This is a genomic window from Pseudomonas sp. Irchel 3A18 (assembly GCF_900187465.1).
Taxonomy (GTDB): domain Bacteria; phylum Pseudomonadota; class Gammaproteobacteria; order Pseudomonadales; family Pseudomonadaceae; genus Aquipseudomonas; species Aquipseudomonas cichorii.
Genome location: NZ_FYDI01000028.1, coordinates 1 through 15,468, shown reverse-complemented (window position 1 = coordinate 15,468; position 15,468 = coordinate 1). Strand labels below are relative to the sequence as shown.

Sequence of the window (15,468 nt, the reverse complement as noted above, 5' to 3'; positions counted from 1 at the left end):
CAACATTTCCATGCTGATCACCCTGTGTTCTCCTGCTCAAAAAGTGAGCAGAAGCAGTTGAACACCTGGGTCAGTTTTCAGTCGGCAGAACAGCCTCTACTGGGTCAGTTTTCGGTCAGCGGCAACACCCACACCACCGCCAGCGCCGATAACCAGCAGGTTTTGGCCTTTTCCGCCGTCCTTTTCTATACCCAGCCGGTCAAACAGCAGTTCCCACGCGGTGATGGAGGTCAGCGGCAAGGCGGCAGCACTGGCATTATCCAGCGAACGCGGCTTGTGCCCGACAATGCGCTCATCTACCAGATGGAATTCGCTGTAAGTGCCGGGGCGATCAATAGCGCCGGCGTAGAACACTTCATCACCTGGTTGAAACAGCGAAACCTCGTCGCCCACTTGGCGAACGATACCGACTGCGTCCCAGCCCAGCACCTGTGGCTGATCACTGGTGCTTCGAGCGCGTACTTTGGTATCGACCGGATTTACCGCAATAGCCCGAACCTCGATCAGAAGATCGCGACCACCGGGTGTTGGTTTGGGCAAGTCCATGTCGAACAGTGATTGAGGGTCTTGAATTGGCAAACCTGGCGTTTTGAAAACAATGGCTTTCATTTGGCATTACCTTGTGGGAGCTGGGAGTAGATTCAGGTTATCCGCGTTGGCCTTTCTCAAAAACAAGCTAATCGGAGGAAGACTTTCCGCAAATCGCTGAAAGTGGCTGCCAGCCAAGGGCTACAAAGCCATCTCTACCCCGGTATCTTCCCTTTCCCTTGAGTGAAATTTCCTAGAAAATCCTGACCGCTTGCGTGTGTCAGTTGCGGCATTTAATGTGCCGCTTCGCTGCAAAATCAGCGGCCGGATTTAGCAATCCGAACCTTACACTCGCAACACGCCTTATGCCTTTCCGGTACGAAGTCGTGTCATGGCGGCTGTGCGTCGGAGACCTTCGGGTCTGCCGGTGTGTGCGAGTAAAAGGCCGGTAGCTGCCACCCTTCATTCGTTTAGCGACGTCAGTGATTGGCCTGTGAGCGTTTACAGGCGGATCTCCCTGATCCGCCTACATCATCCCCCGTCAAACCCTCTCCAAAGCCCCAACTCCCTCCAACTCCCTCACCAACGGCAACACCCGCTCCCCAAAATACTCAACCTCTTCCTGAAAATGCAGAAACGCTGACAGCACCAGGTCCACGCCTATCGCTTTCAGCGCGACGATACGTTCGGCAATCTGTTGGGGTGTGCCGATAAGGTTGGTCTTGAAGCCATCGTTGTACTGCACCAGGTCGTTGAAGGATGACTTGGCCCAGTTGCCTTCTCCCTCGGGGCTGGCCTTGCCTGCCTGTTTGGCGGCATCGCCGAAGGCATTCACGGCTTCCGGGTCGGCCTTGTCGATGATTTCCTGCAAGACCGCTCGCGCTTCTTGTTCGGTATCGCGGGCGATGATGAAGGCGTTGACGCCGATCTTCACTGAATGCCCGTTGGCTGCGGCCTTTGCCCGGATATCGTCGACCTGCGCCTTGATGCCTTCCAGAGTATTGCCGTTGGTGAAGTACCAGTCCGATACACGGGCAGCCATGTCCCGTGCTGCCCGTGAACTGCCGCCCTGAAAGATCTCGGGATGCGGGCGTTGAATGGGTTTGGGCCGCAAGGTGTAGTCATGAAAGCGATAGAAGTCGCCCTTGAAGGTGAAGTTGTCCGTGGTCCAGATTCCTTTGAGTGCCTGAATGAATTCTTCCGAACGCCGGTAACGCTCGTCATGTTCCAGCCACGGTTCACCGATGGCCTGAAACTCACCCTTGAACCAGCCACTGACAATATTAACGGCGACTCTGCCTGCCGTGAGCTGGTCGATGGTCGCCAACTGCTTTGCGGCCACTGATGGTGTCCATGGCCCAGGGAGGATGGCTGCGATGACTTTCAGTTTTTCGGTGGAGGCCAGCAGGGCGTGACTGAATGCCACCGACTCGTGCTGATTATCCGCACCGTAACCGGCAGTAAAGCGAATCTGTGTCAGGGCGTATTCAAAGCCTGAGCGCTCGGCGATTTGTGCGAGCTTGCGGTTGTAGTCGATATCCCAACTGGTGCGTTGCTCGATCTTGCTGACGACGAGTCCGCCGCTGACGTTAGGAACCCAGTAGGCGAACTTGATAGGTAAGTGGCTCATGAGATATCTCCGAAAACGACGAAGTGGATGGCCGTTTCGACAGTGCAGCATGCATGCCACTGAATATTTTCATGGATTACAGTGAGTTACGATTCACTGGAAATCAGGCCGCTGTCCTGGTCCACCTATAAATGCTGATGAGATGTTGCCGGGCAGACAGCCAGGCAGCTTTTACTCCTTGTCCGGATCAGGCGTCAGCCTTTCCAGTTGCGGGCACGCCCATTCAACAAAAGCCCTCACTCGCGGCGACAACTGCAAAGAGTGCGGGTAGACCAGTTGGATCGGTAAATCCATGGGCTCGAAATCCCGAAGAATCCTGATGAGGCGACCATCGGCCAGTTCATCTGCCACTTGGTAATGCATCAGCCGGGTAATGCCCACGCCCTGTACGCAGGCCTGGCTGGCAGCTCGAACCTGATTGCAGACCAGCCTGGGGGTGATTTCTTCAACCAGCTCTTTTTCCCGATGACGGAAGTACCAGTGTCTTCCCTGGAAGGCCGGCGTGATGCAGGCATGTTCCCGCAGCGATTGTGGGTTATCGATAGTGGGAGCTGAGCGCAGGTAGTCCGGGCTGGCGCAGGTGACGAGTCGGGTGCTGCCGACCTTGCGCGCCACCATGGCCGAGTCCGGGAGATGGCCAATGCGCAGGGCAAGATCGAGGCGTTCATCGAGCAAGGGGATGACCTGATCGTTCAGGCTCAGCTCGGCCGCCATTTCCTCATGATCCTTGAGAAATGCATTTACCAGCGGCGCCAGGTAGCGTTGCCCGAACTCGACCGGAGCAGTCAGGCGAAGCAGGCCGCGGGCAATGCCGTCGCGGGATTCCAGCCGCTGTTCCATGTCATCGAAGTCCGCCAGCATGCGGCGGCTCCAGGCCAGATATTCCTCGCCTTCATCGGTCAGTGCCATGCGCCGGGTGCTGCGGTTCAGCAAGCGAACCCCGAGGTAACGCTCCAGGGCTGCCAGCGAGCGCACCAGCGAGGCGACGGATTGGCCTGTCACATCCGCAGCCGAACTCAGGCTGCCGCTGTCGACGATCCGAACGAAGTTGGCCATTGCCTTGAGCCTGTCCATTGCCACCTTTCGATTTGTGCGATTACTGCATAGGTCTTGTCAGGTCCGCGGCATAGGTGAAACGCGCGGTCCGGTGGAAACTTCAGGGACTGTTTTCAGCCGGAGTTTCACTTATGAGCCAACGACCCAACCCCGCACGGATTCTCGCATACGATCACATCGGAATTCGTGTCAGCGACCAGAATCGCTCGTTGTCTTTTTACCAGGCTCTCGGATTTATCGAGACCGCACGTTTTCCGCTGTACGAGGCCAACGAAATGCTCAGCCCGGACGGCGTTCGTATCAACCTCATCTTCAATGGTACGCGTGTTCCTGATGCTCACAACGTCCTGCTGGATGCCCCGATAAAGTTGCCTGGCATGACGCACCCTGCCTTTATCGTTGATGACCTTGAGGTCTTTCAGACCTGGCTGGACGAGCAGGGGATTGTGATCACCCAGGGGCCGCATCACATCGGGCCGAGAAGAGTCGCACTTTTTATCCGCGATCCCGATGGCAATGTTCTTGAATTCAATCAACTCGTCGATGGAGAAACCCAATGAAGCTTTACGATCTGGATGTGTCAGGCAACTGCTACAAAGTGCGGCTATTTGCTGCGCTGGCCAATATCGGGCTTGAAGTGGTTGCAGTCGATTTTCTGGCGGGAGAGCACAAGAAGCCGCCTCTTTCAGACATGAATCCACTGGGGCAGCTACCGGTTCTGGAGGACGGTTCGTACGTCATCCGCGATTCGCAGGCCATTCTGGTTTATCTCGCTGGCCAATACGGTGGTCTGGCCTGGTGGCCGGCTCATCCGCAAGGTCAGGCCGATATTGTCCAATGGCTCTCGTTTGCCTCCAACGAGGTACAGCACAGCCTTTGCGCTGCGCGACTGGTGCAGAAGTTTGGTGCGGAGCTGGACAAAGCGGATGCTCTGGCGAGATCGACCGTTGCCCTCTCGATACTCGACAAACACCTGGAAAACCACGACTGGCTGGCAATCGGTCGTCCCTCGATTGCCGATTGCGCGGTGTATCCCTATGTCGTACTCGCCCCCGAAGGCGGCGTGGATCTTGCGCCCTATGCAAACATTGCGCGCTGGATGGAGCGGATAGAAGCCTTGCCGGGTTATCTGCCCAAGCCTTGAGCAGGTGGGGTTTGCAGTGCCTTTTCGAGAAACTCGATAAACGCCCGCACCTTCGCATTCAATGCAGACCGCTCGGCAACGCATGCATAAATATCCATCGGCTCTGACTCTGCGCGGGCTGTGTTGCGACTGTCAGGCTCAAACAGCGGCAGCAGGCGGCCGCTGTCGAGGTGGGGTTGGGCGATGAAGCTGGCGAGGCGTACGATGCCGCCGCCATTCACAGCGATTTGCGCCAGCATGTCGATGTCGTCGCAGACGAAGCCGGGGTTGACCCTGGCTTCGACACGCTTGTCGTTGACCATGAAGTTCCAGGGCAGAAAACGCCCGTCGGTTGGGTAGCGAAAGACCAGGCAGGTATGCTGTTTCAGGTCTTCGAGGGTGGTGGGCACGCCGGCACGGTCGAGGTAGGCGGGCGATGCGCAGAATATGAACGGGAGTGACGCGATGCGGCGGGCAACCAGTCCGTCGCTCAGTTGTGCCTCGATGCGGATACTGACGTCGACGCCTTCCAGACGATGATCGACGCGCCGGTCGGTGCTGATCAGTTCGATATCGATACGCGGGTGTGCGGCTTTGAATGCTGGGATCAGCGGCGCGAGTACATGGCGACCAAAGGCTGCTGTGGTGGCGATGCACAGCGGCCCCTGAGGTTCGGTGGCGACGGTCGCGGCGTGTGAAGCAAGATCGATATCACGGGGGATGTGGCGGACTTTCTCGAAATAACGCTGGCCGCTTTCGGTCAGCGCCATCCTGCGGGTGGTGCGCGAAAGCAGGCGCACGCCCAAATGTGTTTCGAGTCGCGTGATGCTCTGGCTGACGGCGGCTGCACTCATGCCCAGGGCACGGGCTGCCGCTGCGATGCTGCCGGTTTCTACCACGCGGATGAAGCTGTTGATCAAACCCAGAATGTCCATCGGATACTTGTCATTCCATTCGTTGGTTTTGCTTAATAATGATTCAAGCTCAGCACCTCTACTGGTGCGTACAACCGCTTGTTAGCTTAACCACTCTTCCACTACTCAAGGTTGACGAGGCTTAATCGATGACTGCCAGAACCAAAAGCAATACTGCCCGATTTCGTTTCCCAAGCCGGGCGACGCCTTATGTCTTTGCTTTCTATATGGCAACCATCATGGCGTTTCTCATGTGCCTCGTGATCACCTTCGCCGAATTCGGCATTAACGAACATTACATGGAAAATGTGATGAATGCGTACCGCGTGGCAATGCCTTCGGCTTTCTTCTGTGTGATCGTCGTACGCCCGATGGTTGCCCGGTTGGTGGCGTGGACTGTTCACGGGCATTGAGTAAACGCTCGCGCTCATAGGTCAGCTTGGTTATCCTCGGCGCAGGCCGATGCTGCCCGCCGCTCGCTCCCGAAGGGAAGGTGAAAGCATTGCTTCATGATTGCGAACCCTTTCGTCTCTTTCGACGGTCGAGTTTTGGCAACGCGAGCACCAGAATGCCTCGACCTCAGGAGGAACGATGTTTTCAATCGAGCAAGTCAAGCAGATGGCCAGGAAGCTGCGCACTTCGTTGGCGGAGGTCAATCAAGAGCTGTCTCATTCGGCTGCACTTGAACTGGTCGCGCAGCAACTGGGTTACAAGGACTGGAACACGGCTTCAGCGCTACTTGCGCAGAGCAGCCCTCAACCTGCCATCACCTTCGACAAGCCGATTCCGATATTGCGGATGTTCGACGAAGCCAAGGCCCGCGAGTTCTATCTGGATTTCCTGGGTTTCAGCGTCGAATTCGAGCACCGCTTCGAAGCAGACCTGCCGCTCTATCTGGGTATAAGCCGGGACGGGCTGCAGCTTCATCTGTCTGAGCATCATGGCGATGCAAGCCCCGGCGCAACGATTTTTGTCCCCATGCACAATATCGAGCTGCTTCGCGATGAATTACTCGCCAAGCGCTACGGATACGGTCGTCCGGATATTGTTGAGCAAGGCTGGGGAAAGGTCCTGGAAATACATGATCCGTTCGGTAACCGGATTCGTTTTTGCCAGAGTTGATAGCGCCGGCTCACTCCGGCTGGCCCGCAAGCCGTTCGGATAGAAAGTCGATCAATGTCCTCAGCGCATTGGGCATGCGCTGGCGGGACAAATACACGGCATGGATGCCAAGCGGTTCGACCCGGGACTCGGGGAAGAGCCGGGTCAGGCGTTTCTCTCGAATGGCTTGTTCGGCCGCGAAGTGCGGCAGCATCGCGATGCCGGTTCCACTCAAGGCAGCACGCACAATGATGGAGGCTTCGTTGGTGCTGAAATTTCCGGTGACCGGCACCGTGATGTTTTCGCCATTCACGTTGAATTGCCAGAGGTTGCGACCGTAATGCGCATAGGTCAGGCAGTTATGAGCCGGTAGGTCTCGCACCTCGCCCGGAACACCGTATTTCTCCAGATAAGCCGGGCTGGCGCAGATGAATGAGCGCACCTGGCCCAGCTTTTTCGCGATCACGTTCGGGTCGAGGTGATTGGTCACTCGAATGGCCAGATCAACCCCGTCCTCAGCCAGGTTAGTCGTGCGATCCACGATCTGCAGATCAATGGTTACAGCCGGATAACGCTGAAGAAACTCCATCAGTGCGTCGGTCAGGCAGTATTCCGCGAAGATTGAAGACGCCGTGACACGCAGTAACCCCTTGGGGGCGTTTTCCGTTTGTGTTCCCAGTGTGTTTACGTCCTGCGACAAGGCCACCAGGTTTTTGCAGGTGGGCAGCAGTTGTTCTCCTGCGGCGGTCAGGCTGAGTTTGCGTGTGGTTCTGTGCAGTAAACGAGCTTCTGCCCATTCCTCCATCACGCCGATATAGCGAGTCGCCATGGCGCGGGACATGCCCAGGTGCGTAGCCGCCGCCGAGATGCTGCCGCGTGCCACCGTTTCCAGAAATACCTTCGCTGCGGTTAGTCGATCCATATGCTCAATCTGTGCAACAAAGCGTCAACTATAAGCCTGTATATCTCCGTTTTGTAACTCAATAAAGTACAGCGACTCTTCTTGGTGCCAAGCCATTGGCACCCTCCTGCGACACTGCTGATCCCCTCATTCAAGGAAACCCCCATGTCTGCGCCCACCGACAAGAGCTTGCGATTGCTATTCCCGCAATGGCAGGGTGGTAACAACCCTCCTTACCATTTCGGTTCCCGGCTTCTGGCCTGGCTGGCCCCGGAGCATAACGGCCCGATCGAGGAAGTGCCTGTGGCGGAGCCGGATGAGTCAACGCTGCCGCTCGAAGACGGGATTGTTGCTCGTCATGCACTGCTGACTCAGTTGCATGCTGCGCGAGCCTTGATCGACAAGCATCAGCCGGATCGCCTTGTCGTGCTGGGCGGTGATTGTCTTGTGGATCTCGCGCCTTTTGCCTATCTCAATGAACGTTACGCTGGCGACCTGGCGGTGCTTTGGGTCGATGCCCACCCGGATATCATGACGCCGCAACAGTTCCCCCATGCCCACGCGATGGTGCTCGGTAATTTGCTGGGCAACGGGGACCCCGACTTCGTCAAAGCGGTAGCCCGCCCCGTCAAGCCCGGTCATGTCATGTACGTTGGCCTGCACGACCCTAATGAGTGGGAATCCGCCGAGATGTTGCGACTGGGGTTGCAAAACGTCGGCCCCGAACAACTGGCTCGAAAAGGCAGCCAGCCTGTAGTCGAGTGGTTCAAATCCACCGGCGCGAAGCACCTGGCAATTCACTTTGATCTGGATGCTCTGGACCCTGCCTTTTTTCGGGCTCTGCTGTTCGCCAGACCCGACATTGCAGCAGGAACCTTCGAGGGCGTTGCGCAGGGCGAACTGACCATCGAGCAGGTCGTTCAGTTGCTGGGAGACATGGCTGAGGTAGCCGATGTGGTGGGACTGGGGATTACCGAGCACCTTCCATGGGATGCGCTGGCCATGAAAAACATGCTTGCCAGATTGCCGTTGATCGGCAAGTCAGCCTGAGTCCATAAAAAAACGGGGAGCCACGCCTTATCAGCCTGACTCCCCCGTTTTTCTGCAAAGGCTTACGCCAGTTGTTTCAGCAACGCCTTGGCGACGGCTTCCGAGCTGGCCGGGTTCTGGCCAGTCACCAGCTTGCCGTCTTCAACCAGGTAGGGCTGCCAGTCGGGACCTTTCTCATAGAGGCCGCCCAGGGCGATGAACTCATCTTCGATGAGGAAGGGGACGACATCGGTCAGTTCTACCGCTTCTTCCTCGCCATTGGTAAAGCCGGTGACGCGACGGCCTTTGATCAACGGCTCGCCATTGGCAGCCTTGACGTGACGCAATACGCCTGGCGCATGGCAGACGAAACCGATTGGCTTGTTGGCGCGCTCAAAGGACTCGATCAGTTCGATGGAACGCTTCGACTCTGCCAGGTCCCAGAGCGGGCCGTGGCCGCCTGGATAGAAAACCGTGTCGAAATCCTGCTGGCTGACGCTGTCCAGCTTCACGGTGGTCGCCAGTACTTGTTGAGCTGCCGGGTCAGCCTTGAAGCGATGGGTCAGTTCGGTCTGGAAATCCGGCAGGTCGCTTTTCGGGTCCAGAGGAGGCTGGCCGCCAGCAGGCGAAGCCACCACCACTTCGGCACCGGCGTCGATGAAGGTGTAGTAAGGCGCTGCGAATTCTTCGAGCCAGAAACCGGTTTTCTTGCCGGTGTTGCCCAGTTGATCGTGAGAGGTCAGTACCATCAGGATTTTCATTGCAGTTTCCTCGTAATGTCCATGAGTCAGGTGAGGCGCAGGCTGTCAGGTTGATGGCCTGCGCATTGTCTTCATTGCAAGTGACGGTCAGCCTTTCAGGAAGGCTTCCAGCGGTGCCGATTTGTCGCCATAAGGTGCGCGCATTCGCAGGTTTGCAGCGCCGTCTTCACTCTGGATGACGACAGGTTTGGCATGGGTAAAGCGTCTGAAACCGTGGACGCCATGGTAAGCGCCGATACCCGATGCTCCTACTCCACCAAACGGCAGGGTGTCGATGGACACATGGCTCATCACATCGTTGACCACCAGCGCGCCTGAAGTGGTTTGGAGTGCAAAGGCGTGCTGTCGTTCGCTGTCATTGCCGAAGTAATAGGCCGCCAGCGGGCGCGGGTTGGCATTGATGTAGGCCACCGGCTCGGCGCGGTCGGTGTAGGTCTTGACCGGTAGCAGCGGGCCGAAAATCTCTTCCTGCATGACCTGCATGTCATCGTTCACATCCAGCAGCAGGTGAGGCGCGATCTTGCGTGTCTTGGCATCGAAGCCCGGTTCACCTTCCGGCGCCAGATTGACGATGGTTGCACCTTTGCTGCGCGCATCATCGATCAGGCCCACGAGGCGTTCATAGTGACGCTGGCTGATGATGGACGTGTATTCCTGATTGCTCTGGATGCTCGGGAAACTGTTGGTAACGAAGCTTTTGCCAGCGGCGGTCAGTGCCTCGACCTGCGACTTCGGAATCATCATGTAGTCCGGTGACAGGCAGATCTGGCCAGCATTGAACGTTTTGATCGTCAGGGTGCGTTCTATTGCCGTGCGGATATCGAAGTCCTCATCCACCACAACAGGCGACTTGCCGCCCAGTTCAAGGGTAACCGGGACGAGATTTTCAGCCGCAGCCCGCATCACATGACGTCCCACCGTGGTGCTGCCGGTAAAGACCAGGTGATCGAAAGGCAGTCCGCTGAACGAGGCGCCCAGATCGGCATCACCCAATACCACTGCCAGTTCCAGTGGGTCGAAGTAGCCTGCGATCAGTTCTGCCAGCAGCTCGGAGGTTCTGGGCGTCAGCTCGGATGGTTTGAGCATGGCGGTATTGCCGGCTGCAAACACACCGGCCAGTGGGCCGAATGACAGGTTGATCGGGAAATTCCAGGGGCTGATGACGCCCACAACGCCTAGAGGCTGTTGCTGAATCCAGGCCTGCATGCCTGGCCCGGGAGCAGCAACCTGTTCAGGTTTCATCCACTCGGCCACATGCTCGGCAGAGTGCTGGAGCATTTTTACCGTCATGACGGTATCAGCCATCAGTGACTGGTAAAGGCTGCGATTACCGAAGTCGGCATTGATGGCTTTGCCAATGGCTTCATGGTTGTCGCTGAGCAGTTTGGCGCCACGTATCAAGCGGTCCTGACGCAGCTTCGCATCAGCAGGACCTGCCGCTGTGTGGGCACGTTTCATGTTCAGCAACAGGGCTTTCAATTCTTTGGTGTCTGGCTGGAAAGGCATGGTTTCTGCTCCTTGGCTACGGACGTGGTGTGGATGACGCTGAGCTGAACATGCAGATCGACCAACATGGGTCTATTTGATCTGGTATAAAAAAATGTTCGGTACAGGTCAGTCATTTCGTCGTTCATGAGCGCTTTTCTCAAGCGATGTGGCTATCTTATGGGCACCCAGGCCTGATGTATAACAACGGCTTTTTTGCACCGTCATAAAATAATTTATGGGATATGTATGTCTCTTGTTCGTTTGAGGACCTTTATCGAGGTTTACCGGCAGCGCTCGATCAGTGGCGCGGCGCGGACCTTGAGCCTGACTCAGCCTGCGGTGTCGCAGCATATTTCCGGGCTCGAGGCGGCGATCGGCAGGAGCCTGTTCGAGCGTCAGTCGCGGGGTGTCGAGCCTACGTCCGCAGCGGATGAACTGGCGGCGGATATCGGTGACAAGCTGGATGCAGCGGAAGCTGCGCTGTCATCGGCCAGGGCGCGTTCGGTAGAGTTGGCTGGTGCGTTGCAGATCATTGGGCATGCCGATGTTCTGGCTGAAGTGGTTGCCAGGCAATTGCTGCCTTTGCTTGAGGTCGGCATTCGTATCAGGATGCAGAGCGGCAATCAGGAATCGATCACGCATATGCTGATCGAAGGCCACTGCGATCTCGGGATTTCCGCCGCGCCGCCCAATAATAAGCGCCTGCGCAGTGAACTGATGTTTGTCGATGACGTGTTGGCGGTGGCTGCGCCTTCGGTGGTTCAGCGTCTTGCAAGTGCGCCGGACTTCAAACAGGCATTGCTGGAAGAGCCGGTGCTTGCCTACAACCTGGACTTGCCGCTTATCGATGGCTGGCTGGAGGTGAACCGGATAGACGCGCCGAAACTGATGCCGGCCATGGTGGGGCAGGATTTGCGCAGCCTGTGCAATCTGCTCAAGGAAGGGTTTGGCTGGAGCGCGTTACCGGCTTATTTATGCGGGCCTTACATTGCGCGGGGTGAGTTGCAGGAAATACCGGCCCCGATTGGCCCGTCCAGTCGCGAATATTATTTGCTATGGATCCCCAGCGCCTTGCGTCAACCGCGTGTAGCCCATGCCAGACAATCCCTGTTGTGGCGGTTGCGGGCTGATCGGCAAAAAACCGGGGAGGAATGAGCTGGCCGCTTGTTGAGTATGTGTCCGGCGGCCAGCGTTTCAAGGTCGAGCTTACATCCGGAACTGCAACACCAGTTGATTAAGGCCGACAGCCAGTTGCGACAGCTCTGCGCTGGCAGCTGAAGTCTGATTGGCGCCTGTGGCGTTTTGAGTCGAGAGGTCGCGGATGCTGGTCAGGTTGCGATCCACTTCACGAGCCACTTGCGCCTGTTGCTCGGTGGCCGAAGCGATGCTCGTGTTGCGCTCGTTGATCTGCACGATGGCTGCCGTGATTTCCGCCAGCGCATGACCTGCCGCCTGGGCAACTTCGAGACTGGCGCGAGCCTGCTCGCTGCTGTGTCCCATGGCGCTTACGGCCTTGCTGGCGCCGCCCTGAATGGACGAAATCATTTTTTCGATCTCGGCAGTCGACTGCTGGGTGCGATGAGCCAGTGCCCGGACTTCATCGGCAACCACCGCAAAACCACGACCGGCTTCACCCGCCCGTGCTGCTTCGATGGCGGCGTTCAGCGCCAGCAGGTTGGTCTGGTCGGCGATGCCGCGAATCACATCCAGAACCCCGCTGATGCTTTGCACTTCGACGGCCAGGCCATCGATTTCAACGGCGGTGGTGCCAACCGACTCATGCAGTTCGTTGATCGCACTGACGGTTTCGTTCACGCGCCTGCGGCCATTTTCTGCTGACTTGCTGGAGTCCTGTGCGGCAGTCGAGGCCAGTACCGCGTTGTGAGCGACCTCTTCGACCGCTGCACTCATCTGATTGATTGCAGTGGCTGCCTGGTTGATTTCATCGTTCTGACGCTGAACACCGCGCAGGGAGTCCTCCGTCACGGCCGACAACTCTTCGGAAGTGGAGGCCAGTTGGTTGGAGGAATTACCCAGTTCACTCAGCGTACGACGCAGGTTTTGCTGCATGATCGAGAGCGCGGCCAGCAGGCGGCCCGGTTCGTCCTGGCCGTCAACGGCAATGGGTTTGCTGAGGTCATTGGCCGAAATCTGCTCGGCCACCGCCAGTGCCTTGGCAATCGGAGCGGTCAGGCTGCGGGTAAAGATACCGGCCAATGCCAGCGTGGCTGCAAGCGCGACCAGAATGGCAATGATCGTGACATTGCGGGCCTGGGCGTAGGTGTTGTCGGCGGCAACATCGGACTCCGCGACCTTGAGGTCGGACAGGCGTGAAATCTCGGCGATGTCCTTGGCCAGCAGGTCGGCGGCCAGAGTCATCTCACCGTTCGACTGGGTCAGTGCGGTGATGACGTCCTCGCGTTTTTGCGAGACGGCCTCCAGATATCGTGAATGTATGGCCAGATAGCTGTTCAGGTTGCGGGACATGCTGTCGTATGTCTTCTTGCCTGCATCGGTGACCAGAAGGGATTGCAGCTTGCGGACATCTGTCTCAAGGCTGCTGCGGGCCTGGGTGACACGTTGCTGCGCAGCGTTGGTTGCACTGACATCCTGCGCCAGGCGCAAGCCGCTGTTGCCAAGGCGGATGGTCAAAAGATCATTCTTGATCTGATCGACTGCCTGAACGGTGGGTAATACGTTGTCTTGCAGTGTTTCCCGGGACTCTTTCAAATTGGAGGCTTGCATCAGTGAGAACAGCCCGAGTGCTGTAATCAGCAAGGCAAAAAAGCCAAAGCAGAGCAATGACCGTGGTGCGATGTTGAGGTTTCTGAAAGTCATGGGAAGTGCCGTCGATAGGGAGTTGACAGTCTGAAACTATCGACCTGAAGCGGTTCAGCTTTAGAAAATCGACGAAATTCATCTATATGAGGCCGCAGAAATCATTAATCGTCTGCGGTTATGATGGCGTCTTGAACGGTCTGCAGGAGGTAATCAGGCAATGGGCACACATGCAGTGAGTGGCAATGATGAGTGATTGCTGGGCGGTTCTGGCGCTGCCTGACGATGCCGATGAGCGCAGTATCAAGCGCCAGTATGCGCGACTGCTCAAAAGCAATCGTCCTGATGAGGATGTCGATGGCTTTCAGCGTCTGCGGGAAGCTTATGAGCGGGCTCTGCATATTGCTCGCTATCGGGAGGAGAGCGATGACGATGAGGTTGCCGAGCCGACCGGGCAAGTGATGCCGGCTCCGCACGATACATCGCCGCCATGGCTGGCGCTTGTTGATCAGGCCGACGTCGACAATCTGCATGAACTGCGCCTTCAGGCCCGGACGCTGGGTTGCGCACAAGGCTTCGAGCTGGGATTGCTGCTGCGGTGTCTTGCCGATCCCGAACGCGAGATCGAACTGGCCCAGGCCGCGACTCAGCAGTTGAACTGGCTGACGCCCTGGCAAGAAGTGCCTATGGATGGTGAGCAGGCTGCAAGGCTGACTCAGATCCTGCTCGACGCCCGTCAGGCCCAATTGCAGGTTCAACTGCAGGCTGGCGAGGAGGGCGGTTTCATCGATGCGCTGCAGGCGCTGCGTCAACAACCCTGGCTGGCTTCGCTGGAGCGCAGCGAGCATTTGCAGAGCTGGGTCATGATTCTGTTGCACAACACGGCGGGTTGGGGTTCGACTTTGTTCGGGCAGGTGTGCTCCTTGTTTGGTTGGGATGCGAAGAAAGACCTGCATCCAGAGCCTGCCTTTATCTGGCAGCATTTGCTTGATCGCGTTGAAAAGGATGATTTTGTCCGGCACCTGCAGCGTCTGCTCGGTAAGAAGCCGTTCAGCGCCGAGGGGCGCGCCGTGCATTTGTTGCTGGGGGCGTATAGCGCTGTCGAACGCAGGCGAATGGCCAGGGCTGAAGATGACAATGTGCGCGTTATCTGCAAGCGGCTGGTCGAGCAAATGACGCTGCGCTATCCCGGTGTTCTCGAGGCCTTTCCCGATGCCGATCTTGAATGCTGGAAGCGGGTGCATGAGCCTTTTTCCCCTGAGGTCAGGCGCTGGCTGGGGCTTGCGGCATTGCCTGTTGTTTTGCTGTTCGGCCTTTCGCTGTATTTCCAGAGGGATCAGGATCTGTGGTTTCTGATTCTGTATCCCTTGCTGATGGTTCCGGGTCTTATGTTGTACATGTATGTATGGCGCCCGCTCTGTGAGGTTGTTGCGACACTGGATGAATGGCTGAGTATTCGTCTTCTGCCTGATGTCATCAGCGGGCCGACCGCGAACGCCAAGGTGGTGCAGCACGCACTGCCGCTGACTGTCATGGGTGGGGTGATGGCGTGGAAAGGCGGCGGGCTTGGGTTGGCGCTTCACTGTTTCGTGACGCTGATATGGATAGCGTTCGCTCCTTATCGCTATCCCAGGCCCTATGCCGCCCTGAAGCGGTTCTTCCGGGCCAGGAAAATGATGTTGGGAGGCGTGTTTCTTGGCGCTTTCTTCTGCATGCTTGCTGCTGGCTTCTTCGCCATGTCACAACCTGGAGGCACCAGGGAGCGAGCCGCTGCATCCCAAGGCAGTTACCAGTCCGACTGCAACCCCGATAACCTGCGCCGGACAATGTCACAGGCCTGTCAGACCGCTCTCGACTCCAAAGAGTGTGTCCAGAGTGAATGGGCGAAGAGGATTCACGCTTGCGGGTTCGTCGCCGAGGTGGTGAAAAAGACGCTGGAGACGAAGGCGGGCAAGTGATCGGCGGGCTGCTTGCTTATATAGCTATATAAGCAGGTACCCGGTATTTCGGGATATGTAGAAAAAGCTGTGAAAAAGCGTTTGACACAGCCTTCGGGTCCTGTAGAATTCGCCTCCCGCTGACGAGCAACCTGAGGTTGATCGAAGCGCAAGTGGTTGAAGTTGCAAAGGAAACTTTGAAACTTGTTGAAATAACCGCTT

13 protein-coding genes and 3 pseudogenes are annotated in these 15,468 nt (G+C 57.3%); 7 read left to right on the top strand and 9 right to left on the bottom strand.

What is annotated here, in order from left to right; all coding sequences use genetic code 11:
* Window positions 1-102: 102 nt before the first annotated feature.
* The 3 genes and pseudogenes from CKW23_RS26005 to CKW23_RS25995 all read right to left on the bottom strand — a co-directional run.
* Window positions 103-609: pseudogene (locus CKW23_RS26005) on the bottom strand (alcohol dehydrogenase catalytic domain-containing protein); the annotation flags it as partial.
* Window positions 610-1,069: 460 nt separating this feature from the next.
* Window positions 1,070-2,158, bottom strand: coding sequence for a dimethylsulfone monooxygenase SfnG (gene sfnG, locus CKW23_RS26000; RefSeq protein ID WP_095068682.1), 1,089 nt, complete (start codon window positions 2,156-2,158; stop codon window positions 1,070-1,072).
* A 171-nt stretch (window positions 2,159-2,329) separates the two neighbouring features.
* Window positions 2,330-3,232 (bottom strand): LysR family transcriptional regulator, encoded by a 903-nt coding sequence (locus tag CKW23_RS25995; RefSeq protein ID WP_095068681.1) that lies wholly within the window; start codon window positions 3,230-3,232, stop codon window positions 2,330-2,332.
* Window positions 3,233-3,345: 113 nt separating this feature from the next.
* Between CKW23_RS25995 and CKW23_RS25990 the strand changes: the two genes are divergently transcribed.
* Together CKW23_RS25990 and CKW23_RS25985 are read left to right on the top strand one after the other, a co-directional pair.
* On the top strand, window positions 3,346-3,774 hold the full coding sequence (locus tag CKW23_RS25990) for a VOC family protein (protein ID WP_095068680.1): 429 nt from the start codon (window positions 3,346-3,348) through the stop codon (window positions 3,772-3,774).
* A complete protein-coding gene (locus CKW23_RS25985) occupies window positions 3,771-4,358 on the top strand; it encodes a glutathione S-transferase family protein (protein WP_025259076.1) in 588 nt (195 codons plus the stop codon). Before CKW23_RS25990 ends, CKW23_RS25985 begins: the two co-directional genes overlap by 4 nt.
* On the opposite strand, the gene CKW23_RS25980 is transcribed toward CKW23_RS25985, so the two are convergent.
* Window positions 4,340-5,272, bottom strand: a complete 933-nt coding sequence (locus tag CKW23_RS25980) for a LysR family transcriptional regulator (RefSeq protein WP_095068679.1) — start codon at window positions 5,270-5,272, stop codon at window positions 4,340-4,342. The genes CKW23_RS25985 and CKW23_RS25980 overlap by 19 nt on opposite strands.
* A gap of 128 nt (window positions 5,273-5,400) precedes the next feature.
* On the opposite strand from CKW23_RS25980, the gene CKW23_RS25975 reads away from it, so the two are divergent.
* Both CKW23_RS25975 and CKW23_RS25970 read left to right on the top strand, forming a co-directional pair.
* Window positions 5,401-5,664 (top strand): DUF2798 domain-containing protein, encoded by a 264-nt coding sequence (locus tag CKW23_RS25975; protein WP_095068678.1) that lies wholly within the window; start codon window positions 5,401-5,403, stop codon window positions 5,662-5,664.
* A 178-nt stretch (window positions 5,665-5,842) separates the two neighbouring features.
* Window positions 5,843-6,373 carry a glyoxalase superfamily protein gene (locus CKW23_RS25970; protein WP_025259079.1) on the top strand — a complete coding sequence of 177 codons (531 nt, stop codon included), beginning with the start codon at window positions 5,843-5,845 and terminating at the stop codon, window positions 6,371-6,373.
* A gap of 10 nt (window positions 6,374-6,383) precedes the next feature.
* Here the strand turns inward: CKW23_RS25970 and CKW23_RS25965 are convergent, their stop codons facing one another.
* Window positions 6,384-7,274: a LysR family transcriptional regulator gene (locus CKW23_RS25965; protein WP_025259080.1), complete on the bottom strand. Its 891-nt coding sequence runs from the start codon at window positions 7,272-7,274 to the stop codon at window positions 6,384-6,386.
* A gap of 144 nt (window positions 7,275-7,418) precedes the next feature.
* Between CKW23_RS25965 and CKW23_RS25960 the strand changes: the two genes are divergently transcribed.
* Window positions 7,419-8,303, top strand: a complete 885-nt coding sequence (locus CKW23_RS25960; RefSeq protein WP_025259081.1) for an arginase family protein — start codon at window positions 7,419-7,421, stop codon at window positions 8,301-8,303.
* Between the two features lie 62 nt (window positions 8,304-8,365).
* Here the strand turns inward: CKW23_RS25960 and CKW23_RS25955 are convergent, their stop codons facing one another.
* Together CKW23_RS25955 and CKW23_RS25950 are read right to left on the bottom strand one after the other, a co-directional pair.
* The gene (locus tag CKW23_RS25955) at window positions 8,366-9,043 is read right to left on the bottom strand and encodes a type 1 glutamine amidotransferase domain-containing protein (RefSeq protein WP_025259082.1); all 678 of its coding nucleotides are present in this window, start codon (window positions 9,041-9,043) and stop codon (window positions 8,366-8,368) included.
* A gap of 87 nt (window positions 9,044-9,130) precedes the next feature.
* Window positions 9,131-10,549, bottom strand: coding sequence for a coniferyl aldehyde dehydrogenase (locus CKW23_RS25950; RefSeq protein WP_025259083.1), 1,419 nt, complete (start codon window positions 10,547-10,549; stop codon window positions 9,131-9,133).
* Window positions 10,550-10,777: 228 nt separating this feature from the next.
* Between CKW23_RS25950 and CKW23_RS25945 the strand changes: the two genes are divergently transcribed.
* On the top strand, window positions 10,778-11,686 hold the full coding sequence (locus CKW23_RS25945; RefSeq protein WP_025259084.1) for a LysR family transcriptional regulator: 909 nt from the start codon (window positions 10,778-10,780) through the stop codon (window positions 11,684-11,686).
* Window positions 11,687-11,737: 51 nt separating this feature from the next.
* Here the strand turns inward: CKW23_RS25945 and CKW23_RS27380 are convergent.
* Window positions 11,738-12,334 (bottom strand): annotated as a pseudogene (locus CKW23_RS27380) (methyl-accepting chemotaxis protein); the annotation flags it as partial.
* Window positions 12,335-12,640: 306 nt separating this feature from the next.
* Window positions 12,641-13,369, bottom strand: a pseudogene (locus tag CKW23_RS27375) (MCP four helix bundle domain-containing protein); the annotation flags it as partial.
* A 188-nt stretch (window positions 13,370-13,557) separates the two neighbouring features.
* Between CKW23_RS27375 and CKW23_RS25935 the strand changes: the two are divergent.
* Window positions 13,558-15,267: a J domain-containing protein gene (locus CKW23_RS25935; protein WP_122320813.1), complete on the top strand. Its 1,710-nt coding sequence runs from the start codon at window positions 13,558-13,560 to the stop codon at window positions 15,265-15,267.
* Window positions 15,268-15,468: the final 201 nt, after the last annotated feature.